We start from the raw sequence: 290 nt of genomic DNA on the forward strand, positions 1-290 counted from the left end.
TACGGCTCGATCGCCGGTGTCGGGTCCGGGTTGAGGGACCGGCAGGTGCGCGACCGGTGGCTGGCCGACGGCACACACGCCCGGTTTGGTGTGTTGGCGAATGCGTGGAAGGAAACCGTCCGCGACGCCATGGCCGACATCGGAGCGAACCTGGAGGCGGCCAAGGTCGACGTCCGGCGGGCGATCAGCCGGCGCACCAACGATCCGGTCGAGCGTAAGCGGATGTTCGGCGCGTTGAAGGCCGACCAGTGGGCCGGTGATCCGTTCCTGTCTCGGCAGATGCGCAAGCA

The 290-nt window shown here is 68.3% G+C and carries 1 protein-coding gene; it reads left to right on the top strand.

The window, feature by feature from the left end:
- Window positions 1–45 precede the first annotated feature (45 nt).
- The coding region (locus FXF52_RS41375) for a hypothetical protein (RefSeq protein WP_222870980.1) at window positions 46–290 on the top strand (245 nt) is incomplete at its 3' end.

Source organism: Micromonospora sp. MP36 (genome assembly GCF_008119785.1).
Taxonomy (GTDB): domain Bacteria; phylum Actinomycetota; class Actinomycetes; order Mycobacteriales; family Micromonosporaceae; genus Micromonospora.